The 22,201-nt window shown below is 46.8% G+C and carries 22 protein-coding genes; 4 read left to right on the forward strand and 18 right to left on the reverse strand.

The features are described 5' to 3' along the window. Positions 1 to 16 precede the first annotated feature (16 nt). From J2Z28_RS23025 to J2Z28_RS23060, 8 genes are all read right to left on the reverse strand, one after another. On the reverse strand, positions 17 to 1,765 hold the full coding sequence (locus tag J2Z28_RS23025) for a sensor histidine kinase (protein ID WP_211084436.1): 1,749 nt from the start codon (positions 1,763 to 1,765) through the stop codon (positions 17 to 19). Further along, entirely contained in the window at positions 1,762 to 2,442 is a 681-nt protein-coding gene (locus J2Z28_RS23030; RefSeq protein ID WP_036606855.1) for a response regulator transcription factor, read from the reverse strand. The genes J2Z28_RS23025 and J2Z28_RS23030 overlap by 4 nt, the downstream gene beginning before the upstream one ends. 250 nt (positions 2,443 to 2,692) lie before the next feature. Then, positions 2,693 to 3,505, reverse strand: coding sequence for a bifunctional hydroxymethylpyrimidine kinase/phosphomethylpyrimidine kinase (gene thiD, locus J2Z28_RS23035; RefSeq protein WP_211084437.1), 813 nt, complete (start codon positions 3,503 to 3,505; stop codon positions 2,693 to 2,695). Positions 3,506 to 3,610: 105 nt separating this feature from the next. Beyond that, positions 3,611 to 4,315: an ABC transporter permease gene (locus J2Z28_RS23040; protein WP_211084438.1), complete on the reverse strand. Its 705-nt coding sequence runs from the start codon at positions 4,313 to 4,315 to the stop codon at positions 3,611 to 3,613. Continuing rightward, positions 4,308 to 5,231 carry an ABC transporter ATP-binding protein gene (locus tag J2Z28_RS23045; RefSeq protein WP_211084439.1) on the reverse strand — a complete coding sequence of 308 codons (924 nt, stop codon included), beginning with the start codon at positions 5,229 to 5,231 and terminating at the stop codon, positions 4,308 to 4,310. The genes J2Z28_RS23040 and J2Z28_RS23045 overlap by 8 nt, the downstream gene beginning before the upstream one ends. A gap of 127 nt (positions 5,232 to 5,358) precedes the next feature. Continuing rightward, positions 5,359 to 6,291 carry a sensor histidine kinase gene (locus J2Z28_RS23050; RefSeq protein ID WP_211084440.1) on the reverse strand — a complete coding sequence of 311 codons (933 nt, stop codon included), beginning with the start codon at positions 6,289 to 6,291 and terminating at the stop codon, positions 5,359 to 5,361. Continuing rightward, a complete protein-coding gene (locus J2Z28_RS23055) occupies positions 6,288 to 7,004 on the reverse strand; it encodes a response regulator transcription factor (protein ID WP_280530853.1) in 717 nt (238 codons plus the stop codon). The genes J2Z28_RS23050 and J2Z28_RS23055 overlap by 4 nt, the downstream gene beginning before the upstream one ends. 152 nt (positions 7,005 to 7,156) lie before the next feature. Then, positions 7,157 to 8,008 (reverse strand): DegV family protein, encoded by an 852-nt coding sequence (locus tag J2Z28_RS23060; RefSeq protein ID WP_211084441.1) that lies wholly within the window; start codon positions 8,006 to 8,008, stop codon positions 7,157 to 7,159. A gap of 319 nt (positions 8,009 to 8,327) precedes the next feature. Between J2Z28_RS23060 and J2Z28_RS23065 the strand changes: the two genes are divergently transcribed. The 4 genes from J2Z28_RS23065 (at position 8,328) to J2Z28_RS23080 (ending at position 11,666) form a co-directional block, all read left to right on the forward strand. Further along, complete coding sequence (locus tag J2Z28_RS23065; protein WP_211084442.1) at positions 8,328 to 9,104, forward strand: ABC transporter permease; 777 nt, start codon at positions 8,328 to 8,330, stop codon at positions 9,102 to 9,104. Beyond that, complete coding sequence (locus tag J2Z28_RS23070) at positions 9,101 to 9,901, forward strand: ABC transporter permease (RefSeq protein ID WP_124118164.1); 801 nt, start codon at positions 9,101 to 9,103, stop codon at positions 9,899 to 9,901. Before J2Z28_RS23065 ends, J2Z28_RS23070 begins: the two co-directional genes overlap by 4 nt. Positions 9,902 to 9,923: 22 nt before the next feature. Continuing rightward, positions 9,924 to 10,892, forward strand: coding sequence for an ABC transporter ATP-binding protein (locus tag J2Z28_RS23075; protein WP_211084455.1), 969 nt, complete (start codon positions 9,924 to 9,926; stop codon positions 10,890 to 10,892). Positions 10,893 to 10,988: 96 nt separating this feature from the next. Further along, a complete protein-coding gene (locus J2Z28_RS23080) occupies positions 10,989 to 11,666 on the forward strand; it encodes a succinylglutamate desuccinylase/aspartoacylase family protein (protein WP_211084443.1) in 678 nt (225 codons plus the stop codon). Positions 11,667 to 11,793: 127 nt separating this feature from the next. On the opposite strand, the gene J2Z28_RS23085 is transcribed toward J2Z28_RS23080, so the two are convergent. From J2Z28_RS23085 to J2Z28_RS23130, 10 genes are all read right to left on the reverse strand, one after another. After that, positions 11,794 to 12,849, reverse strand: a complete 1,056-nt coding sequence (locus J2Z28_RS23085; protein ID WP_211084444.1) for a serine hydrolase domain-containing protein — start codon at positions 12,847 to 12,849, stop codon at positions 11,794 to 11,796. 166 nt (positions 12,850 to 13,015) lie between these two features. Further along, entirely contained in the window at positions 13,016 to 13,417 is a 402-nt protein-coding gene (locus J2Z28_RS23090) for a MerR family transcriptional regulator (RefSeq protein ID WP_127546637.1), read from the reverse strand. 26 nt (positions 13,418 to 13,443) lie between these two features. Continuing rightward, complete coding sequence (locus J2Z28_RS23095) at positions 13,444 to 14,931, reverse strand: alpha/beta hydrolase family protein (RefSeq protein WP_211084445.1); 1,488 nt, start codon at positions 14,929 to 14,931, stop codon at positions 13,444 to 13,446. Between the two features lie 85 nt (positions 14,932 to 15,016). After that, on the reverse strand, positions 15,017 to 16,579 hold the full coding sequence (locus J2Z28_RS23100; protein WP_211084446.1) for a glycoside hydrolase family 32 protein: 1,563 nt from the start codon (positions 16,577 to 16,579) through the stop codon (positions 15,017 to 15,019). A gap of 42 nt (positions 16,580 to 16,621) precedes the next feature. Continuing rightward, positions 16,622 to 17,449 (reverse strand): carbohydrate ABC transporter permease, encoded by an 828-nt coding sequence (locus J2Z28_RS23105; protein ID WP_211084456.1) that lies wholly within the window; start codon positions 17,447 to 17,449, stop codon positions 16,622 to 16,624. Next, positions 17,449 to 18,333 (reverse strand): carbohydrate ABC transporter permease, encoded by an 885-nt coding sequence (locus J2Z28_RS23110; protein ID WP_036606829.1) that lies wholly within the window; start codon positions 18,331 to 18,333, stop codon positions 17,449 to 17,451. Before J2Z28_RS23110 ends, J2Z28_RS23105 begins: the two co-directional genes overlap by 1 nt. A 153-nt stretch (positions 18,334 to 18,486) precedes the next feature. Beyond that, on the reverse strand, positions 18,487 to 19,812 hold the full coding sequence (locus tag J2Z28_RS23115) for an ABC transporter substrate-binding protein (protein ID WP_211084447.1): 1,326 nt from the start codon (positions 19,810 to 19,812) through the stop codon (positions 18,487 to 18,489). A 161-nt stretch (positions 19,813 to 19,973) separates the two neighbouring features. Beyond that, positions 19,974 to 20,954 carry a LacI family DNA-binding transcriptional regulator gene (locus tag J2Z28_RS23120; RefSeq protein ID WP_211084448.1) on the reverse strand — a complete coding sequence of 327 codons (981 nt, stop codon included), beginning with the start codon at positions 20,952 to 20,954 and terminating at the stop codon, positions 19,974 to 19,976. 92 nt (positions 20,955 to 21,046) lie between these two features. Next, positions 21,047 to 21,490 carry a FixH family protein gene (locus J2Z28_RS23125; protein WP_165790108.1) on the reverse strand — a complete coding sequence of 148 codons (444 nt, stop codon included), beginning with the start codon at positions 21,488 to 21,490 and terminating at the stop codon, positions 21,047 to 21,049. A 19-nt stretch (positions 21,491 to 21,509) separates the two neighbouring features. Beyond that, positions 21,510 to 21,959 (reverse strand): disulfide oxidoreductase, encoded by a 450-nt coding sequence (locus J2Z28_RS23130; protein WP_211084449.1) that lies wholly within the window; start codon positions 21,957 to 21,959, stop codon positions 21,510 to 21,512. Positions 21,960 to 22,201: the final 242 nt, after the last annotated feature.

The following is a 22,201-nucleotide window of genomic DNA, read 5'->3' on the forward strand; positions in this document are numbered from 1 at the left end:
TTGACTCCCTTTCGTACTAGGCTTTAGGAAAAATAATATAAAAACGGACTCCATCCGGTGTATTCTCCACTCCATAACTGCACCCATGCAGATCAAGAATCTGCTTCGCAATGGCCAGACCGAGCCCGGTCCCCCCCATTTTACGATTACGTGAGCGCTCTACCCGATAGAACCTCTCCCATATATACTGTCGCTCAGCTTCAGCAATCTGCTCGCCCTTGTTCTCAATGGAAATATGGACAAAACCTTCATGCCTGCTGATCTCAATAGTTATATCGGTATGTGGTATCGCATGACGTATAGCATTCATCATGATATTGAAAATAACTTGCTCCAGCTTGCTTCGGTCACCCTCAACCGTCTGTTCTGTTGTGGATACAAGCACCACATCCAATCCTTTGTCCTTCAGTTGCGGACCCAGACGGCCGGCGATATCTTCAATCATGTCAGCCAGTGCAACAGCATCCGTATTCAATTGAACCGCTGAGGATTCCAGTCGCACCAGATCCAGCATCTCTTCAACCATCGTTTCCATTTTGATCGCCTCATCGGCAATGATCTCAATGTAACGCTCCCGTTTGCTCTCACTCACGCCATCCTTCAGCCCTTCAGAATATCCCTTAATAATGCTGATTGGCGTCTTAAGTTCATGTGATGCATCGGCAAAAAACTTGCGCTGACGCTGTTCAATCTCCTGCTTCATTTCCATATCTGTACGCATCTGCGTGTTGGCCTGCCTCAACTCTTCCAGTGTCTGACCCAAGGTTCCCGATAAGGCATTGAGGCTGTTAGACAGACTGCCGATCTCATCATTACGCCGGATGGGTGATTTCACCGTGAAATCCAGCGTAGACATTTTCTTGGCGACATGATTCAAGGCCAAGAGCGGCTTCGTTACAATTCGGGACAGGAGTAACGCCAGCAACAGAATCAATATAAATGCCCCAATGCCAAAATACGCATAGAACAAACGTGTTGCCTCATTGGCTTCCCTCATCTCCTGTAGAGAGGTGAGCGAGAAAATCAGTTGCTGCTCGGGTCCGGAACGATGCACTGGAGCAATGGTGATGACATTGCGAACACCGCTCCAGCTATCCATCCATTCTTCATTAAGCATTTTGCCATTCGCCAAGGCCAATTGGTCTTCGGTGGACAAAGGGAACCGGCTATCCAGTGCTTGCACCAGCAGTCCCTGCCTCTGACTCCACGTTGCCAGATTGGGAAGAACGACCTCGGTCAATACGCCTGACCATTCCTTTACCGGTTCAATCGATTCCTGAAAGCTTTCTGTTCCCCATGCGGCAGAAGTGGCATCCTGGATTTTGAATGGATATACCATGGACCCGCTGGCCGGACCTCTCACCGTCAGTTCTTGCCCATATTTCAGATGGGATGTAATCCAGCCAGCATTCTCACTATTGATAAACAAGGACAAGGACACTTTCACGTGACTCCCATCCTCTTGAAGCAACGTAATGTGGAACGGGTCATTAACCAGTCTTCCGGTATTCGTCAGAATGACCAGATGTGATTGATTCTGACGCATGAACTTCCCGGTCTCCTTAGCCAGCTGTAAATCACTCCAATGTCCATTGGAATATTGCTGTTCGAACTTGGACAGCTTTTTCTTCATACTGCTGACCTTTTGATGCTGATAGAAGTCGGGGAACCAGACCAACTGGGCAAAAACCGTCGTCCCATATAGAAGAACCAGACATCCTGCCATGACCAGGAAAAGCTTCATCGTTACGCCATTTCTTCTCATGCTTCTGCCTCGAAACGATATCCAGTGCCAATCACCGTCCGGATACACTTGGCTTCATCACCCAATTTGCTGCGCAACTTCTTGATGTGGGTATCCACAACACGTGAGTCCCCTTCAAAATCAAATCCCCAGATCCGATTCAAAATGGCATCCCGGGACAACACAATGCCTGCATTACGTACCAAATAGAGCAACAGATCATATTCCTTTGGTGCAAGTTCCACTTCAATTCCGTCCTTCTCCAGGCGTCTGGCCCATGGATCAAGGGTTACCTGTCCGAAGCGAATCACACCCTGCTCTCGTCCAAATGCACCTTCAACACGCTTCATTAATGTCTCTGCACGTGCAACCAGCACACGTGGACTAAACGGCTTGGTAACGTAATCGTCTACGCCCAGCTGAAATCCATGAATTTTATCGTCATCCTCGGAGCGTGCAGTCAGCATGATAATAGGTACGGTGGATTGGGATCGAATATGCCCACATAACGTCCATCCATCCATTTCGGGCATCAAAACATCCAGAATAACCAGATCCACCTCATGCAGAGCCAACAGTTCCAGTGCCTGTACTCCATGTTCTGCTTCTATGACGTTCCATTGTTCTTTTATGAAATAATCGGCCACAATCTCACGAATGCGGCTTTCATCTTCCACCAGAAGCACTGTTCTGATCATGGCCGACTCTCCTTTTTAGATTTCTGATGATAACATACCTATTCCATGTGTCGTTCATGTGTCCACACATGTTTTGGAATGCTCCCATGATATATACGATTAATATAAGCCAAAAGTTACTAATTTTTATAAAAATTCGCATAAAAAAGAAGCCGTCAACGAGCAAGCTCCAGCTCATTGACAGCTACTTGAATGAAATCGAAGTGTGTTATCCAGAATTGATGCGCTACTGCGCGCTCCCTGGCAACACTTAACGTTGTTGCTCCAGACGGTGTGCCACATGCAGTGTCGGGCCAACAAAACGGTTCAGCGGGAATCCGCCGGCAATCGCTTTGGTCACAAAGGCTTTACCTTCACGAACAGCCTCTTTCACTGAAAGACCACGAGCCAATCCTGCGGTAATCGCCGCAGACGTTGTGCAGCCTGCACCATGCGTATATCCGGAGCCGACAACATCGGCTTCAAACCATTCGTAGTTGGTTCCATCATAGAGTAGATCCATTGCTTTACCCGGGCTAATGACACCTCTGTCCTTGATCAGGACATGTTTCGGGCCATGGGCATGAATTGCTGCTGCCGCTGCTTCCATCTGTTCCTTGGAGCGAATCGGTCCACTCTTCGCCAGTTGGGATGCTTCGAACAGATTAGGTGTAACCAGATCGGCACCTGGCAACAGGAATTCGATCATCGCTTCCGTATTTTCCGGTTGCAGAACTTCGTCTGTACCTTTGCAGACCATTACCGGATCGATAACGATCTGTGGCAGACCGCTGCGGCGAATATGTTTTGCTACCAATTCAATAATATCTACAGAACCGAGCATACCTGTCTTCATTGCATCAAAACCAATGCCGTCCAGAACAGTGCGAAGCTGCGCTTCAACTACATTTAATTCAACAGGAAAGACCTGGTGATCCCATGTTTCGGGCTCCATTGCCACAACCGTAGTCAGTACGGTCATGCCATACACACCCAGCTCCTGAAAAGTTTTCAAATCAGCTTGAATACCTGCACCGCCGCTCGTGTCCGAACCAGCTATTGTTAATGTTTTTGGAATCGTCATGGTAGTTGCATTCTCCTTCGTGTCTCAGTTGACATTATCCTATCCCTTGTACGAGCGGATGTCAATGGCATCTGAAGCCATACGGAGCATGGTTTTCCGAATGATTCAGTTCACATCTTTGGTCTCCAGACGAACCATGGACATCGAAGCAATCCATATCCCTATTGCTCCAAGGGTCAGAGGGATAATAATAAGCGAATGAATGGACACATCTAATCCATTGCCGCTGAATCCTGAGCAGACAACCAACACCAGCAAAATGGACGAGACCATTGTAGTTGTGACAGAATGCTTACGCATACCGAAGAATAAGGGAATGAGTGCCATACACGCAGCCGATAAAGAACTCATACTGTACTTCACCAGAAGTCCCAATATATCCTGATTTGTCAATGATCCAGGAATGAAAGAGTAGAAATGATTAACAATCAACAACAGTGAACCCATCAACAGATCGGTAACCATAATCATCACAAATGTAAAACCAAACACGATAATCAATTTGGCAGCAATGATTTTATGACGCTGGATGGGATAGGTGAACATGACATTCATCGTTTTATTTCTGTATTCACTGATGACCAGCTTGGATATTAGGGCTCCTGCAAATATGATAAAGGTCGCTCTCACAAACGTATCAATAATCATAAAGGCGGTCTGGTAATCACCATAGGCATAATCTGCTGCTCCCACATCCACGAATCCAATCATGATCAGGAAAAGAAGAACGGCTATATTGGCAATACCTGCCCCTACAAAATTACGTGCAAAACGGTGCTTCCGCATCTCAAGTCTAATTAGTTTAAGCAACGTCTTCATCCCCTTTCACAAGCTTCATGAAGTGTTCTTCCAGGGAATGAGCCCGTTTGGATATCGATTCGATCTCAATGCCGTATTGGATCAGCTTGGTGTTCAGTTCCGATGGAATGATTCCCGGATCATAGATGCGTAACGTATGGTCATCGACCAGTTTATAATTACTCAAACCAAGCTGGTGTTCAATGACATAGGTCGCTTTGCGGATATCCACCGCCTGTAACTCGATGTACTCATTTTGACTTCCACGAATGCTCTCCATCGATACTTCCTCCACCAAGCGACCGCCGCGAATGACACCAACTGTGTCCGCAATCTGCTCTATCTCGCCAAGAATGTGACTGGATACCAGCAGGGTAATGCGATACTCATTGCTAAGGCGCTTGAACAAATCTCTCATCTCCCGGATCCCTACAGGGTCCAATCCGTTGATCGGTTCATCCAGAATGAGCAGTTCAGGTGTGGTTATAAGTGCACGAGCCAGTCCCAGCCTCTGCTTCATGCCCAAGGAGAAGTCCTTGACCGGTTTCTTACCCGTATCCTTCAGCCCTACCGTTTCCATCGTATTGTCGATGATCTTTTTGTTGTGAAACCCCATGTATTCACAGTGAAGTTCCAGATTTTCGCGAGCAGACAGCCTATCATAGAAAAAAGGATATTCAATAATGCTGCCCATTCGCTTCAGCACTTCATAAGAGGTCGGCGTAAGCTTCTCCCCAAACAGTTCAATTTCCCCTGTTGTTGGTTTGACGAGATTGGTGAGCATCTTCATGATGGTTGTTTTACCTGCACCATTCGGACCGAGGAATCCATAGATCTCACCTTGCTTAATACTCATATTGACGTTGGATACAACCTCTGCCCCTTCATATACTTTGGTCACATCTATCGTTCGTGCGATATAATTCATCGTCCTTGTTCTCCTTTACGTCCCCTGTCCGGGTTCCTATATCGATATTGTAAAGAGAAAAGTCTTCTTTTTTATTAATCAAATCTTACAAAAACCTTAAGTCTGACCGGACACGCCAATGCAGGGTCTACCAAGCCTTTAAGATAACCGAGAATACAGTTCGTTGATGTGGCACACTATGCAAGTGAATACTTCCACCCATCCGCTCAACTAGCCGTTTCGTAATGGTCAGACCCAGGCCACTGCCTTGATAGAGTCGATTGCGGGAATCCTCCAATGTATACATGCGTTCAAACACACGACTATGCTCACTCTCAGGAATTCCTTTTCCCTGGTCCCAGATCTGTAACGTCACAGGTCCACCTGTCGAATACTCGAGCGATAGTCCCAGTACTTTACCTTCTGCTCCATATTTCATTCCATTGGTAATGAGATTATCCAGCACACGGTCCAATGCTTCTTCATTCGCTTGCACGAAGAGATCACCATCAGGTATCTCTAGCTCCACGTGCAACCCCAGATTTGTCAACATTTCATAAAAGGAAAGCATCTTCAACCGGCATAATTCACTTATATTCACTCGACTAAGCACTAGCTCCGTGTCTCCGGATTCCAGCTTCGCAAGATCAAAAAAGGAATGGATCAAACGCAGCACTTCCTGCGCCTTATCTTGTATTTTCTCCGTCATAATCTTCCGTTCCTGATCGGTCACTGATGGGCTGTGCAGTAAGGTCTCACTATAACCCAGCACAACGGTGAGTGGCGTTTTCAGATCATGCGAAATGTTGGAGAGCATATTACGCATCTCCTTCTCCTGGTTCGCATAACCGGCCTTTGCGCGGTGCGCATGATCCAGCAGCTGGTTCATGTCTTTCAGAAGCTGACTGACTTGTTCATCACTATTGAATACAAGCAAGCGCTCAAAGGTGCCTTGATCCAAAATATCGGATATTTTCTGATGAATATAGGTCAGGTGTTGGGTGCGTTTCCGCAATCTCATCCACAATCCAATGACGGCAATGGCCAGAATAGCTGTCGTGATGGCAAAAATCAGTGTCATCCCTGTTCGGCCTCCAGTTTATATCCGATGCCCCAGAGTGTCTTGATATACTGGGGATCCGAAGGATCTGCCTCCAGTTTCTCACGCAGACGACGCATATGTACGTTAATGATATTTTCGTCTCCATAATAATGATCGTTCCAGACGGAAGCGTAGATCTGAGCCTTGGTGAACACTTTGCCAGGATGGGTAACCAACAGCTTCAGGATGCCAAATTCCTTGGATGTCAGCTTGACGGGTGTACCTTCACGTTCCACCTCGTACGTCTCCATGTCAACTATGAGTCCTCCAATATGAATACGCTGATCTTTAGCCACTTCAGCCACAGGTGGAGTGGTATAATTGGCGCGGCGAATCGCAGCTTTGATGCGGGCAGTCAGTTCGATTAACGAGAACGGTTTGCTCAAGTAATCATCTGCACCGAACCCCAGACCTAATGCTTTGTCCACTTCCCCATCCTTCGCAGACAGAATGAGCACAGGTACCAGACTGACTGCCCGAATGGTTTGCAGCACATCCATCCCACTTTTGCGGGGCAGCATCAGATCCAGAATAACCAGATCATACCCGGGTTGTGACTGGCTGAACTGACGTTCTGCCTCTAAGCCGTCATATGCATAAGTGACGTCGTAGCCCTCTTTTTCCAAGTACGGCCCGACCATCTCACTAATTGAACGATCATCTTCAACAAGCAACAAGCGGTGACTTAACATATGTTTCCCTCCAACATGAACAGTTTTCTTTATTACCTCACAGTTTGTTTGAATTGGCAATGACATACGAAAAAACCTGACAGGAGCACCACTTTGGTATAAGTGTGTTTCCTGCCAGGTCTATGAGTGTCTGTAGATCAATGCTGGTGCTTCTAGTCTCTATATCCGTTCTCGCTGTGTATCCAGCACAGTCCAATGGTTCCTGCACCTGCATGAATACTCACCACAGGGATAAACGGCATGATTTCGGTCTTTAATTTAGGGAGCAGATTGGCAATCTGCTTCTTGATCGTGACGGCTTCTTCCTGATTGTTCGCATGCATAATGCACACATGTTTTACTTTCTCCATATCCAGCTTGAGCATATCCAGCATACGATCTTTCGTCCGCTTGAACGTGCGAATCTTCTCATTTACAACCACTTTGCCCTCTTCAAATCGAAGCAGCAGATGGATCTTGAGCAGTTGACTGATGATCAGCTGTGTGCCGGACACCCGTCCACTGCGATGAAGATGCTGAAGACTGGCCGGTATGAGGTAAAAGGACATGTTATCAATCATCTGTTCAATGTTTACTTTGATCTCGGCAGCGGAACATCCCTGCTTCTGCCATTCCAGTCCTTGCATAATCATCTCACGGTGAGGATAGGCACCTGCCTTCGAATCAATTGCGGTCACCGTCACTCCTGCAATCTCTGCAGCCTGCATGGACGTATGCAGCGTTCCGCTAAGCTCTGTAGAGCAATGAATCGTAATAATCTCATCGTACTTGTCTTTGAGCGACTCATACAGTTCAATGAATTCGCCAATGGGGGGCTGCGAACTGCTCGCACGTGAAGCCTCCGCAAGTTTCTCATAGAACATTTCAGATGTAATGTCATCGGTTTCCCGGTAACATTCCTCTCCAAATAAGATGCGCAGCGGTACGATGTAGATATGATTTTGCTCCGCAAAAACGGGATCCAGTGTACTGGTACTATCGGTGACCCATGCAATTTTCTTCATGACATCCTTCTCTCTTGCCGGATTATTCGTTCTGTATCCTCAATCGTCAAGCACAAGCCCGGCGGTTTATTTAAAATTTGAATATTTCACATTGTAAACGTTTGCGATACTACCTCTCAATTATAAATGAACGGACAGACCGTTGTCTTGTGGCGCAATCATGAACAACCCTGTTAATACCATTATTAGCTAAAAAAATGTCTTGCCTGTGAAGGAATAAATTGGTATGCTGTTGTCCTTCTCTCTTTTTCGCCTTGACTGAAGTGAACGGAAACGCCGTTCAATCCACTTATCGGAGGTGTCACATCGGAGGTGTCACATGCTTTATTTCACTCTGGCTTCCAAAGCCTACTCCCGGAATCTGCAATACCGCGGGGCACACATGGTACATAACTTGGCAAGCGCCATGTTTGGTTACATATATGCCTGCCTCTGGATCGGCATCGGGGCCGACCATACTCTCGGGGAATACGGGACACAGGGGATGATCAGTTACATTGCGTTCACGCAATCCTCTCTCTGGATCTCGGGTTTTCTCACGAACGGATTGGGTATTCCTTTATCCGTCAGGACAGGGCAGATCGCACTGGATCTGATGAGGCCTGTTCATCTGTTCACCCACCTGATGGCACGCGAATGGGGGCAGATTGCCTACCAGTTCGTGTACAAAAGTATTCCGATCTACCTGCTCTTCTCCATTGTCTTTTCCCTGCATTGGCCCTCAGACGTTTCAACACTGTTCTATGCCGCACTTGGTCTTGCCGGCGCCGCATACTTATCCATCTGTATGAACTACATTATTGGTGCCACGTCGATGTGGACCACGGAGTCCTCTTGGCTTCACTGGGGCAATCACGCGATGATGAATCTGCTGGCTGGTTTTTTCATTCCGCTGGAATGGCTACCGGACTGGCTTGAACAACTTGCCTGGATATCACCCTACCCTTTCCTGCTCTATGTACCTACCCGAATCTATCTTGGTTTCGAAGATGGCTCCTTGTTATGGGGAACCTTGCTTTGGTGTGTCTTTATGACGTTGATCTGTCTTGCGATTACCCAAGTGTTACGTCGTAAAGTGGAGGTACAAGGCGGATGAAGCGAACTTCCTGGTTCAATTTATATAAAATGCTGATTCGAACAAGCATCCGCAGCCGGATGCAATACAAGTTCAATTTCATCATGGCGTCCGTACTGGCCGCTTTAATTCAGATCTCCGAGTTTCTGATGGTTGCTCTGGTGCTGCACAAATTCGGAGCAATTAAAGGCTGGTCCCTCCATGAGATCGGTTATCTCTTTGCCATCATGACATTATCCAAAACACTGTATCGAACGTTCGGAAACGAAGTTCACCATCTGGAAAAATATCTGGTTAATGGTGAGCTTGATCAACTGTTAACACGTCCCATGCCCGTATTGCTGGCACTGCTGCCGCAAAACTTCCGCATCATGGCTGGGGAAGTCCTGCAAGGCGGGTTCATTCTCTGCTGGTCATTGGCAGGCATGATGCACAGCGGACAGATTGGCTGGATAGCCATTCCCTTCTCCCTGTTCATTATCCTGACGGGTGCAGTCATTCTGTTTTCCATCGGACTTGCTACCGCCACACTCGGATTCTGGACCACACGCATTGAGGAATTACAGACGATCACTGAAGATGCAGCACGAACGGCTGCCCAATATCCGCTAACGTTATATCCCAAATGGATGTCTGGCATTCTGTTAACGGTGATTCCGGTGGGATTCGTCAACTACATTCCGTCACTTTACCTGCTACGGGGTGAAGGAGGAGCGTGGATTCTTGTTGCTGTTGCGGCGGTTGCCGTACTGAGTTTGGCTGCAAGTCTGCGTTTCTGGCAATTCGGCATGACCAAATATCAAAGTACAGGTAGCTAAGGAGGCGTAACGAATCATGAACATGATCACAGCACGGCATCTGCAAAAGGAATTCAAAACTCCTATTATTCGCGAAGGGCGTTTCTCTGGTTTACGTACGTTATTTTCACGTGAGTATGTGTCCAAGGAAGCGGTACGCGATATCAGTTTTGATATCGGCCCAGGTGAGTTTGTGGGTTACATCGGTCCCAACGGGGCTGGCAAATCTACCACGATCAAAATGCTGACAGGTATCCTCCACCCAACCTCGGGTGAGGTAAGGCTTGACGGTATGAACCCGCATCAGGACAGGCGCAGGACCGTTGGTCGACTGGGCGTCGTGTTTGGGCAGCGCAGCCAGCTCTGGTGGGATCTGCCCGTGAAAGATTCATATGATATTCTGGCCGAGATGTACGGCGTCCGTGCCGAGGACAAAAAGAAACGGTTGTCCCAGTTCGCCGAGCTGCTGGACCTTGAATCGTTCTGGACCACGCCTGTCCGCAAGCTCTCGCTTGGACAACGCATGCGTGCGGATCTCGCAGCTTCCATGCTGCATGATCCTGAACTGCTTTTTCTCGATGAACCGACGATCGGACTGGATGTGAACGCAAAGCGGAACATTCGTCAATTTCTACGTACATTAAATGAAACGTTTGGCAAAACGATTTTGCTGACCACACATGATATGGACGACATTGAGCAGTTATGCAGCCGGGTCATGGTGATTAACCATGGTCAACTGACATATGACGGCACGATCTCGTCACTTCGCGAAACCATCGGACTACCTACGCTGATTCGGGTAACGTTCCGAGGAGCGTTTCACATCCCGGATGTTGTGTCGTCCGCGATACATATTACAGGAGTGGAAGGGCAAATTGTCACCGTGGAAGTGAACCGGAAGGAATGGAGCACAATGAACATTCTGAAACAGTTGGAACACTGGGGTGAGATTGAAGATGTAGAGATGAAGGAACCGGATTTCGAAGATATCATTCATCGGGTGTATTAGTCCGCCCTTCTTGTGAGGAAATAGGATGAAGACCTGTTCTTACGCCGTTACATGAAAGAGGGACATGGCGTACTGTAATAACGGAGGTGAAGCGTCATGCTTGTAACCAAACATGTCCTTCTAGCATCCACCGTACACGCTACTCCCTATTACATCGTACGTGGCATGAGGCCGGGACCCGTGATGTTCATTACATCCGGGGTTCACGGGAATGAAACGGCGAGCATGGCTGCTGCGCAAAAACTCGCAGATGATTGTGCGACAGGTCGTCACGTCATTCAGCGAGGGCTGTTAATTATCGTGCCACGCGTGAACCAGCAAGCCTACGCAAAGAAAATTAGAGGCAAGCCAGATCTGAATCGTACGTTTCCACGCCGTATGTCGGGCAAGGCCAAGCATCCATTGGCTGCTGCGGTTTTTCAGCTGGCGCGTGAACATCGGGCCGACTGGTGGCTCGATCTGCATGAAGCCAACGGCCTATCTCAACTGAGTTCACGAGTACTTGGACAGACGTTGATCACTAATCCTGGCAGTCGGACGACTCCAGCTTGCAGAAGAGTTATCAAACGGATGAATCGGTCGATTGCCATTCGTGATCGTCATTTTAACCTCAAGCAGCATGAATTGCCGGGATCTGCCCGTACAGCGGCTTCAAGACGATTACAAGCCCGTTCCGTCACAGTGGAGACCTGTTGGAGTCTGAAACGCTCGACCCGTATCAAGTATCAGACGAAGATTGTGCACCATTTTCTGCGTGAAGCAGGTATGTCATGATCAAGACTATTAAGATAGAACGAAAAAAACCTCCAACAGAGAGCGCCGAAGTAATCATCAGGTGTTCTCTATTGGAGGTGTTAAATTTTGTTCCTCATTTCCCATTACTCTAATGACACTTTTGCGTTTATCTCTGCATCATGGCTTCCAGTATTTTATTACCCACAGGGTCCAGCGGCATGAGTGGATAAAGGTCTTTTTTAGTTATAAACTTGAATATCGCATCCAGATACTCATCCACAATGGAGGCTGATCCAAAACAATAATTGGACAATAATACGACGCCTATACTCTGTTCCTTATTTATAGCCAAATAACTGCTAAAACCAAATGTACCCCCGTTATGCCAGAGAATATTCTGATCTAACAGCTTATCCTTATGCCATCCTAAATATAAGTCCGAGTCTCCAATCATTACAGGCATGTGACTTTGTTGCATTGCAGAGGCTGGCGGATGATCTTCATTCAGATTGGCCTGTACAAATAAACACATATCGTGAAGAGATGACTTGATTCCCCCTGCCCCTTCATGTACACCCGTATCCCAGTGAGGCATCTTTTTCCCCGTTGACGTATGTCCATCTACAAATCTGCCATTCTGTTCTGCATTCAGCATAACAGCTGTCTCCGTCATGTTTAATGGACCTGTGATATTTTTTTTTAGCAGATCGTCATATGTACTTCCTGATACTTTACATAGGATATAACCTAGTAAGCCCACGCCGGTATTGGAATACTCAAATGAACCCATCCGATCCGTAAAGTCAGCATCCGATAAAAAAGCAAGTAAATCATCCTCCGTATAATTTGAATACGGATTGTATCGATTTTTCTTCGAGGACATGTTTGTGGCAACTCCGGGTAATCCAGAGGTATGCGTCGCAAGACTTTTTAAGGTAACCTTATTCAAATAATCGTTTTTGCCATTGTGTATGTACTTGCCAACCGTGTCATCCGTGGAAAGCTGCTCTTGACGCTCCAATTCTAATAGAAGGATAGATGTAAAAAGTTTGGTTACAGAGCCGATTTCGAACAACCTATGTTCAGGAGAAGCCACGCTCTTCTTTTTGGGATTGATCAATGAATGATATTCGATATCTCCCTTTGTAATAACGCCAATCTCAAGATGCAGATGTTTCTTTCCTTTGATGTAATCGGATACAAAACCTTGTAAATCCCTCATAGAAAATGTTACTCCTTTTGTGGTGTGAATTTCATTATTGAAATTATTGAAATCACGTTAACCACCATTATGTATTGGCAAACTACACTATGTATTCTTTCTAAATCTCCGATTCCCTGCTCAATAGTCCACGCCTGTTTTCTCCTAAACAGGAAAAGAGCCGCGATTACGGCTCTTTCTTTTGCACCCTGAACGATTGAATATAATTATCGATATCGTCCTCCGGTGTATGCAACAGTCGTGCCAGATGAATCTGCATCTGTTCCAGATGGTCAATATGTGTCTGAATGTCAGCGATGCGTTCGCGTACAAGGGTTTTTAACGTATCCTTTTCCATGTCTTCCTGGCTGAGCAGTTGCAGGGTCTCTTGGATCTCCTTTAAGGAGTAACCCAGCAACTGGGCATCCTTAATGAACTTAATTTTGACCAGATAATCCTCGGTATACACCCGATATCCGTTGGAGGAACGACGGGGAGCAGGCAGAATTCCACTATCTTCGTAATAACGGAGGGTTGCCATACTCACACCGGTACGTTTGGCCAACATTCCTCTTGTCATGGTTTCCATGCCTGCTCCTCCACCTTTCTGCGGACTTATTGTGTTTGTTCGTTGCGTATCTTAGTATATGTGGCATCATAGGTGGCCTCGGGAAATTGCGCTGAAGATCCTTGCAGCAATGGCTGCTCTTCCCCTTTCAGATAACGGTCAAAGAATGCCAGCGCATAGGATCTGGTTATATCCACATTATGTTCTGGCGTCATGCCTCTGGCAAACAGTTTTGGTGAAATCAACGATATATCCGTAAAGCTTTGATGGAAGAAATTCTCCACTGTCAGATAATAGGTATCATTCAGACTACTCGTCATCACTCGATCAAGATCAGGCTTAAACTCTGGATAGGCTACTTTTTCCGTTTCGGTGGCTTCCGGTTCCAAACTTTTGGCCGTTCCACCCGACATAATATACATAAACGGCTGTTTCAAGGCTGTTGTGGATACTTTACCCCAGAAGCCGCCCTCCAGGCTAAGTCCTGCTTGAAACCGCTCATCCTGCGCCAGTGCTTCCGCTGTTGTTGCCCCACCATACGAGTGACCCATAATACCAACATGAGCCAGATCAAGTTTGCCTTCGAGCAATTGATTCGGATCATGTGAATTCCACAGGGTCAGCGTATCGAGAACAAATCTTGCATCAGCTGCACGGATACCTATACCTTCTACATTATATTGATATAATTCCGCTGACGTTGCAAATTCAGGGTCAGCCTGATAGGAAACTGCACGTCCATCGGGGAATGTCACTTGTGCTGACGTATAAGGGTGATCTATCCCCACGACAATGTAGCCGTGGCTAACCAGCTCCTCAATCATCGTCATGCTCTGAAAACGGGCTGAGCGGATACCCGGCGAGAATAGCAAAACCGGATACTTGCTTTGGACGGCGGACATCTCAGCTCCTTGCACCACATGTGTTGGAATGGTATCCAGATAACTGAACACCTGAGACGGAATACCAAACACCAGACTGATCGCTTCTCCCAGTTCACTAGGGTAATGCTCCAGCGGCAGCCCTTGGGCGGACTTCCGATCCACCGGGTACCATACATTAATCATAAGTTCACGTTTGTCTCCGGCCTCGGGTGTTTTGGTCTCTTCACGAGATTCATCCACCAGGTGCTCAGAGAACGTGCCAATGGCATATGTGCCGGTTGGTTCAGGCATCGTAAAAGCAGGTAAGAGCCAGGTCAGTATGATTGAACCTGCACTGAAGGCCAGAAGCAGAATCAATATCAGCGTCATCTTTATTCTTGAAAGACGGTTGGGTCTCCGCACGCTCTGAACATAACGATCACCGCGGTATGATTTCATGAGTTGAATGATTAACGTAATGAATAATACAAGTGTAACGATATAGGTTGGTATCATCTGCACGCGAAATGAATTGATCAAGCCATGCAGAAGGACTGCCAGAATCAGAGCTGTGAGTGTCCCCACTGTCATTGCTCGGCGCTTCGGAAACACCAGCATGAGTACCGTAGCAGCTACGGTTACCAATACCGAAATCCATTCTAAAATTCTCATTATTCAGCCTCCAATATTTCTTGATAAAAAAAGAATAAACCTTGAAGTATACTTCAAGGTCAAGGCTGTATTTAAGAAAAAAATTTTACCGAGGATTTCGTATATCCCATTTGCGAAGTTCAGTCAACGTACACGTTCCAGACGAGAATGCTTTAATACCTATTGAGTTCGGCCCCGGATATATCCGCCCTGTCATGACCTGCTCTCCCTGCTGAATGAACACCTCAACGGAGCTGACATCCATAAAAATATGAAGTTCCAGTTTCCCGTCAAGCAGTTCCACTGTTGCAGCTCGTTCTCCGCCCGGTCCTTGTCCGGCCTGCTCGCGATTCAAGCATAAACGACGCTGCTCTACATCATAGGAAATCACGGTTTCTTCATCCTCACCCGTGCGCAGCTTCAACCCGAAGTGTTGTGCCTGTTCCGCTTCAAATACAGCATATAGTTCGTAGCGGTCTCCACTGATTCCAAGATCAAAATCATGTTCATCACCATTTAAATGTATACCATACTGCTCGGTGCCTTCTGACCTGTACTGTATAAGTTCGGGAAGCGGCTGGAATATCAATCGTTCTCCCCTGCGAATGAGTTGTCTCGGCAACGTCATCGCTCCAGCCCACGCATGGGACTGTTGTGTCGGGATTTCCGTTTCCCACGTATCCATCCAGGCCACCATGATTCGTCGTCCCTGTGCATCCTCCATCGTCTGAGGTGCGTAAAAGTCGAAGCCATAATCCAGCGGAACGTACTGCTCGTACTTCAGTACACCCTGGTCTTCATCCAGCGTTCCCATCATATAAACGGTCGAATGCAAGTTGCGATAGTTATCTCCCTGAGCAGGCATGCGTTGCGGAGACATGATCAGAATATCTCGGCCATCCAGTGTGAACAGATCGGGACATTCCCAATTGTCGCCAAGCGTCCCGTCACTCTGGGCCATAATGTTGACATAACTCCAATCCAGCAAGTCCGTTGAGCGGTATAACAGAATGACACCTTTGCCCGCAGCATCATTCGATCCAAGGACGCAATAGTACACACTGTTTCGTTCAAACACTTTCGGATCACGGAAGTCCTTCGTACTCGTATGCTCCGGAATCTGATCCAGCCGAATGACCGGATTCATCGTGCTTTTGACAAAATCAATCCCATTGTCCGAGACAGCGATATTCTGTGTCTGCAAGTAATCGTTATCCTTGTCAGGTCCAGTCACTACATGTCCCGTGTACATCAGCACCAACTTGCCATCCTGCACGATTGCACTTCCGGAGAAACAGCCTCCACTGTCGTAGCTCTGATCGGGCGCCAGTGCAACAGGCAGGTAAGACCACGTAACCAAATCACGGCTCACCGCATGGCCCCAGTGCATCGGCCCCCATACCGGTTCATAGGGATAATGCTGATAGAACAAATGATACATCCCACCGAAGTATATGAAGCCGTTGGGATCATTCATCCAGCCCACCTCTGGCATCAAATGATAGGCCATTCGATAGGTTGGATCAACCTGATGTCGATGCTCCTTGATATATGCGTTGGCCCGGGCGAGTGTATACCTCTCCTTTGTTTGAGCCGAAGAACTCGTCAGTCCAAGGTCTGTCTCTTGTCTTGTGTCTATTTCCTGCTTCTCGTGTCGTTCCTGGTTCATATGTCCTTCACTCCTGTCTCTCTCTATATCACCCGACTGAACTTATTTGATTGCCCCTTGCATGACCCCCTGAATAATGTACTTCTGCGCAAACAGATAAACGATCAGGACAGGTAGCAGGGTCAACACCAGACCAGCCATCAATGGACCGTAATCCACTGTATATGTCCCATAAAAATAAAACGTGGACAACGGCAGCGTACGCTGCTCGGATGAAGTCAGTACCAGAGAAGGCAACAAAAAATCATTCCATATCCACAATACATTCAGCACGCTAATCGTTACGGTTGTTGGCAGTAACACTGGCAGTACGATACGGAAAAAGGTCTGCACTCTGCCGCAGCCATCCATTAGAGCCGCTTCTTCAAGCTCCAGGGGAATACTTTTGATAAAGCCATGGTAGATAAATACGGCGAGCGGACTGCCAAAGCCAATATACATGTAGATCAGCGACCACTTGTTATCCAGCAGGCTGAGCGAGCCGTATATTTTAACCAATGGAATCATAATGGCCTGGAACGGAATAATCATCGCAGCTACCATCAGGAAAAAGAGATACTGATTCACCTTGCTTTTGTGACGAACAAAGTAATGGGCTGTCATCGCCGCAAAAAGAGCAATCAGTAATACACCTGCAATGGTAATGAGCAACGAATTGCTGAAGGCGGATACATATCCCATTTTGTCAAATGCATTGACGTAATTATCAAATTGAAAGGAGCTTGGCAAGCCCAGCGGATCAGAGGTAATGGCCTGGTTAGCCTTGAACGAATTGACGATTAGAAGCACAAAAGGAAATACAAACAAAATCATCACAATGATTAATGCAATAAACTTCATCCCGTTGAGAATGCGCGATTGTCCAGCCATCATGCCTCGACCTCCAGTTTTTTGCTGAAATAGACCTGGAGCAATGTAATGGCGGCTACAAGGATAAACAGAACAAAGGCTTCTGCCTGACCCAATCCGTAGTCACGAGCAAGAAAGGCCTGCTCATACACATGCATGGATACCATCTCTGTGCTCTTGAAGGGCCCACCACTGGTCAAGGAGACGTTCAGATCATACACCATGAACCCCCGTTGCAGTGACAAAAAGATGCATACAATAAACGAAGGAACCATCAGTGGCAATACAATGCGCGCCAGCATTTTGCGATTACTTGCCCCATCAATGCTGGCTGCCTCCATAACATCCTTCGGCACATTCATCAGTCCTGCAATGTAGATAACCATCATATAACCGGCATACTGCCAAACGGTCACCACAACGAGAGCCCAAAACGCTTTATCCGGGTCAGCCAACCATGAGGTTGAAAAGAGAGTAAGATTCATTTTTTGTCCTGCAAAGACGAGTACCTGATTAAAAATAAACTGCCAGATGAAACCAAGCACGATTCCGCCCACCAGATTCGGCAGGAAAAATCCAGCCCGGAACCAGCCCTGTGCCTTCATTCCCCGAGTTACAACGTAAGCGAGCAGGAAGGCAACCGCATTGGTCAGCACAACGGTAATAAATACGTACTCCAGCGTCATCCCGAATGATTTCCAGAACACGGTGTCCTTGAACACACCGATGTAATTATCCCAGCCAACAAAGTTTTGATCGATGGCAATGCCATCCCAGTTCGTAAACGTCAAATAAATACCATACAAAAATGGAATAATCATCACCGTAGCAAACGCAAATAATGTCGGGCCAGTAAAGATCAGGCGGGTGCGCAGACGTGTCCATAATCCTTTTTCGGTCAGCATTGTCAACCTCCACTCTATCCAAATGATTAGCCTAACGGTTATGCCGGAAACAAGTCGAACAGACCTCATGTGGAAGCTGTACGTTCATCATCTCCGGCGTACCGCAAGTCTCTCTCTATGTGCTCGTGCTGCAAAGGGCTAAGATTAATTCCCTTATTTCACGTTGCTCCAGTATGCCTGAATTTCGCTGGCAAGTCCGGCACGGTCAATGACGTCAGCCAAATATTTCTGCATGGATGCACCCAGTTTGGACCAGTGATCCGCAGGAAGTGTACTCATGGATTCCTCGATTTTGCCTGCCTTGATGTATTCACTAATGGATTTGCCAAGTGGACCGGTTGGCTCCAATGTAATGTTGCTGAATGCCGGAATAATACTGGCTTGATTCACCAGGAAATCCTGACCTTTTTCGTTATACACGATCCAATCCAAAAATTTCTTCGCTGCTTCCTGCTGGGCTGGTGTGCTCTTTTCCTTATCCAGCAATATTCGTTTGGATACGGCAGCAGAGATTTGCGTATTACCGAAATCATCTGGATTATTGCTCACAGGTACCGGGAGGAAGCCATATTTTCCATCTGCTGTATCAAAGCTTGAAATTTGTGGCCATGCCCAGTTGCCCTGGAACCAGATGCCAACCTCACCCTTGCCAAGCACCTCCGGTCCACGCTCATAGGTTCCGGACAGTGGAGAAGCCTTGTCAATATTGTAGGTTTTCATCAGATCAAATGTATCTAACAAGCCATTAAACACGGCATTGGAAGCAAGGTCCACTTGACCTGCCTTCAGATCAGTAATGAATTGATCCACCTTCGCACGGTCTGGCGACTGCCCACCATATGCAAGCCCCAGATAGTGCGCACCAAGCGACCAATCCATCGGAGATACAATCAAAGGTGATTTTCCAGTAGCAGCGATCTTTTGGAACAGCTCATCAAGCTGTGCAGTGGTCTGTACAGACTTTGGATCAAATGTCCCACCTACCGCCTGATCCAAAACATTCTGGTTATAGATGAATCCATATCCTTCAATAGAGAAAGGGAAGGCATAATTTTTGCCATCAAACGTTGTAGCCGCTGTGCTGTTATCCACAGCATCCTTCATCCAAGACTCGGATGTGAGATCCAGAACACGATCCTTGAATTTCTCGACATCTCCTGTATCCAGCATCATCATCGTTGTAGGGCTGCCGGAGGCATACAAGGCAGACGCTTTTTCAAACGGAGACTGTCCACTGCCTACAGGTACAATTTCGAGTGTTATATTTGGATTTTCGGCATGGAAGTCTTTAGCTGCTTGTTCCAGCTGACTGTTAATTTCCGACTTGGAATTAAGCAAGGTGATTTTGACACTCTCACTGCTGCTACCCTCTGAGGCGGAGTTGGACTCCGTCGCTGCTTTACTTCCACATGCCGACAATATAAGCATCATAATCAATGACAATACCGATAATTTCATCCATCTCTGTTCTCTTTTCATCTTGTTATGGCCCCCGATCAATAGTTTAAAAGGAAACGCTTACAAATCAAATTATAATGTCAAAGGTTTGACATGTCAATCGTTTGACATACCATTCAAAAAAAATTTATTCGACTTCATTTCTTCGTGGCAAAAGGACGAATAGGAAAAAACGACCTGTATCAGGTCGTCTCTCTCTCCACGATGGTAACTGGCAAAATATGCTCCATTCCGATCTTCTCTTCCGCGAGCTGGCGCCGAATCAGATCAATCGCCAGCTTAGCCATGGCCTCCACCGGCTGCCTGATCGTTGTAATGCCAGGCACAGTATACGCTGCCGCACGACTGTCATCATAACCTATGATAGCAATATCATCGGGTACCTTGCGCCCACCTAACACGATCTGCTTCAGCGCATGCACCGCCATCAGATCACTCGTTACAAAGAGCCCGTCCACCTCGGGGTGTTGTGCAAGCAGCTCATCCACCAATTCCGTATACTGATGCTGATCAAACACATTCAGATCAGTTTCATGAATCATGACCGGTTTGACTCCATGAGCCTGCAATGTATCAACGAAACCTATCGTCCGGCGATTGGACAGCATTTGCAATTCCAAATTACCGCAGATATGTGCCAGCTGTCGTCTGTTCTTCGCCAGCAGCAATTCAGCAGCCATAACCCCTCCCTGATAGTTATCAGATGAGATAAACGGGATGTCTTCACCGATCTTACGATCAAAGGTCACGATTGGGGAATGCAGATTCATATACTCATCAACTTCCAGTGTATGACTTCCCATAATAATGCCATCCACGCGATTACCCTTAAGCATTTCCACATATTCACGCTCTTTGGAAGGGTCCATGTGGGAATTGCATAACATAATTTTAAATCCATTCTGGTAAGCATGATACTCAACATAGCTAGCCAGTTCTCCAAAAAACGGATGGGATACATCAGGAATAATTAAGCCTATCACATTGGATTGCTTACGCAGAAGAGAACGGGCAATTTCGTTGGGTCGATAGTTCAGTTCGTTCATAGTTTGATACACTTTGTCCCGAGTCTTCTGACTGATATATCCCCGGTTGTTTAATACACGCGAGACGGTAGTTACAGAAACTCCTGCCCTGAGTGCAACATCATGAATAGTTGCCATAACACCCTCTTTTCCTACAACATTCTTCATACCTTTAACATTATAAACCTACTGCTAAACCTGGACCAAACCCTTGGTACCCGCCTGCTGCTTCATTCCGCTACAATTCTCGCTCTCGGCATGCTATGCATCGCTCCGTGCGTAACATGGACCTGTACCACATACGTACCTGGTTCTTCAAAGGTATGCTGGATTTCATACAGCCCTTCCTCTGCCTCAGTAGCAGTAATAGCCCCCTGATTCTCCAGTTCGTCGGCTGTCATCATACCTTGTTCCGGAGATACAGAAGGCGGATCATCAAGCTCATTCCAGATCTGGAATTGCACATGGTCAGCATGACTTAACGGTGCATCTCCCTGTGTAAGCTTCACCTGCAACCGTGTTGGTTTATGAAGAGAAGCCTTCTCTGGAACGTCAAGTTTCACTTTAATCATCTCTGGCATCTCGCCTGATTGTGACTGTTCCTCATAAGAGCATCCCACCGTCAGGAGGAGCAGAATAATGAAGGGCATGAACCAACGAGCTTGTCCGCTCATCACCATCTATCCTTTCTTATTAAGAAGATTTTGGTGTTTTGCCGATGCCCCACAGCATCACGATGATGATAATAAAGGCGATCAGTGCCAGTAATGGAATCGTGATGAAACCAAACCAGTTCAAATAGTCGGTATAACATGGGACCTTACCACACGCGACGGCATTACCTGTAGCCGAAAAAATACGCTGGATCGTTACATGATATAACGAAATGCCGCCACCGACGAAACTCAGTGGGAGCACGTATTTCGTGATGCCCACGTCATCCTTAAAGTAAGCAATGCCCAGCAAAATCGTTAGTGGATACATGAATATGCGCTGGTACCAGCACAGATCACATGGAAGAAAGCCCTTGATCTCACTGAAATAGAGACTGCCCCCTGTTGCAATAACGGAAACGGCCCAAGCAATAAATAACCGGGTATCCACATTTCTCGCTGGGCGCTCCGATTTTGATGATGTACTCATTCCTCTGTCCCCCTCTTCATTTTGCTTATACCAAATTATCATACATCATTCTAGACTCCATCGGCTATTCAAGCTGTTATGTAGGTCATTACTCGATGATTATACCAAATATTTGAACTTTTGGGTGAATACAAAAAAGCTGCCGTATGGTATTATCCCCTTTAAGTAGACACTTAAAAAAACCTTCATGTTATCATGGGGGTTCAAGTGAAACTTGGAGGGGATATTTTTATGGCGAAAAA

The sequence above is a fragment of the Paenibacillus xylanexedens genome (assembly GCF_017874615.1).
GTDB classification, from domain to species: Bacteria; Bacillota; Bacilli; order Paenibacillales; family Paenibacillaceae; genus Paenibacillus; species Paenibacillus xylanexedens.

What these genes read in the sequence shown, in the direction of transcription:
- J2Z28_RS23025 (WP_211084436.1), bottom strand. Translation starts at nt 1,765, where the DNA reads ATGAGAAGAAATGGCGTAACGATGAAGCTTTTCCTGGTCATGGCAGGA.
- J2Z28_RS23030 (WP_036606855.1), bottom strand. Translation starts at nt 2,442, where the DNA reads ATGATCAGAACAGTGCTTCTGGTGGAAGATGAAAGCCGCATTCGTGAG.
- thiD (WP_211084437.1), bottom strand. Translation starts at nt 3,505, where the DNA reads ATGACGATTCCAAAAACATTAACAATAGCTGGTTCGGACACGAGCGGC.
- J2Z28_RS23045 (WP_211084439.1), bottom strand. Translation starts at nt 5,231, where the DNA reads ATGAATTATATCGCACGAACGATAGATGTGACCAAAGTATATGAAGGG.
- J2Z28_RS23050 (WP_211084440.1), bottom strand. Translation starts at nt 6,291, where the DNA reads ATGACACTGATTTTTGCCATCACGACAGCTATTCTGGCCATTGCCGTC.
- J2Z28_RS23055 (WP_280530853.1), bottom strand. Translation starts at nt 7,004, where the DNA reads ATGTTAAGTCACCGCTTGTTGCTTGTTGAAGATGATCGTTCAATTAGT.
- J2Z28_RS23060 (WP_211084441.1), bottom strand. Translation starts at nt 8,008, where the DNA reads ATGAAGAAAATTGCATGGGTCACCGATAGTACCAGTACACTGGATCCC.
- J2Z28_RS23065 (WP_211084442.1), top strand. Translation starts at nt 8,328, where the DNA reads ATGCTTTATTTCACTCTGGCTTCCAAAGCCTACTCCCGGAATCTGCAA.
- J2Z28_RS23070 (WP_124118164.1), top strand. Translation starts at nt 9,101, where the DNA reads ATGAAGCGAACTTCCTGGTTCAATTTATATAAAATGCTGATTCGAACA.
- J2Z28_RS23075 (WP_211084455.1), top strand. Translation starts at nt 9,924, where the DNA reads ATGATCACAGCACGGCATCTGCAAAAGGAATTCAAAACTCCTATTATT.
- J2Z28_RS23080 (WP_211084443.1), top strand. Translation starts at nt 10,989, where the DNA reads ATGCTTGTAACCAAACATGTCCTTCTAGCATCCACCGTACACGCTACT.
- J2Z28_RS23085 (WP_211084444.1), bottom strand. Translation starts at nt 12,849, where the DNA reads ATGAGGGATTTACAAGGTTTTGTATCCGATTACATCAAAGGAAAGAAA.
- J2Z28_RS23090 (WP_127546637.1), bottom strand. Translation starts at nt 13,417, where the DNA reads ATGGAAACCATGACAAGAGGAATGTTGGCCAAACGTACCGGTGTGAGT.
- J2Z28_RS23095 (WP_211084445.1), bottom strand. Translation starts at nt 14,931, where the DNA reads ATGAGAATTTTAGAATGGATTTCGGTATTGGTAACCGTAGCTGCTACG.
- J2Z28_RS23100 (WP_211084446.1), bottom strand. Translation starts at nt 16,579, where the DNA reads ATGAACCAGGAACGACACGAGAAGCAGGAAATAGACACAAGACAAGAG.
- J2Z28_RS23105 (WP_211084456.1), bottom strand. Translation starts at nt 17,449, where the DNA reads ATGGCTGGACAATCGCGCATTCTCAACGGGATGAAGTTTATTGCATTA.
- J2Z28_RS23110 (WP_036606829.1), bottom strand. Translation starts at nt 18,333, where the DNA reads ATGCTGACCGAAAAAGGATTATGGACACGTCTGCGCACCCGCCTGATC.
- J2Z28_RS23115 (WP_211084447.1), bottom strand. Translation starts at nt 19,812, where the DNA reads ATGAAAAGAGAACAGAGATGGATGAAATTATCGGTATTGTCATTGATT.
- J2Z28_RS23120 (WP_211084448.1), bottom strand. Translation starts at nt 20,954, where the DNA reads ATGGCAACTATTCATGATGTTGCACTCAGGGCAGGAGTTTCTGTAACT.
- J2Z28_RS23125 (WP_165790108.1), bottom strand. Translation starts at nt 21,490, where the DNA reads ATGAGCGGACAAGCTCGTTGGTTCATGCCCTTCATTATTCTGCTCCTC.
- J2Z28_RS23130 (WP_211084449.1), bottom strand. Translation starts at nt 21,959, where the DNA reads ATGAGTACATCATCAAAATCGGAGCGCCCAGCGAGAAATGTGGATACC.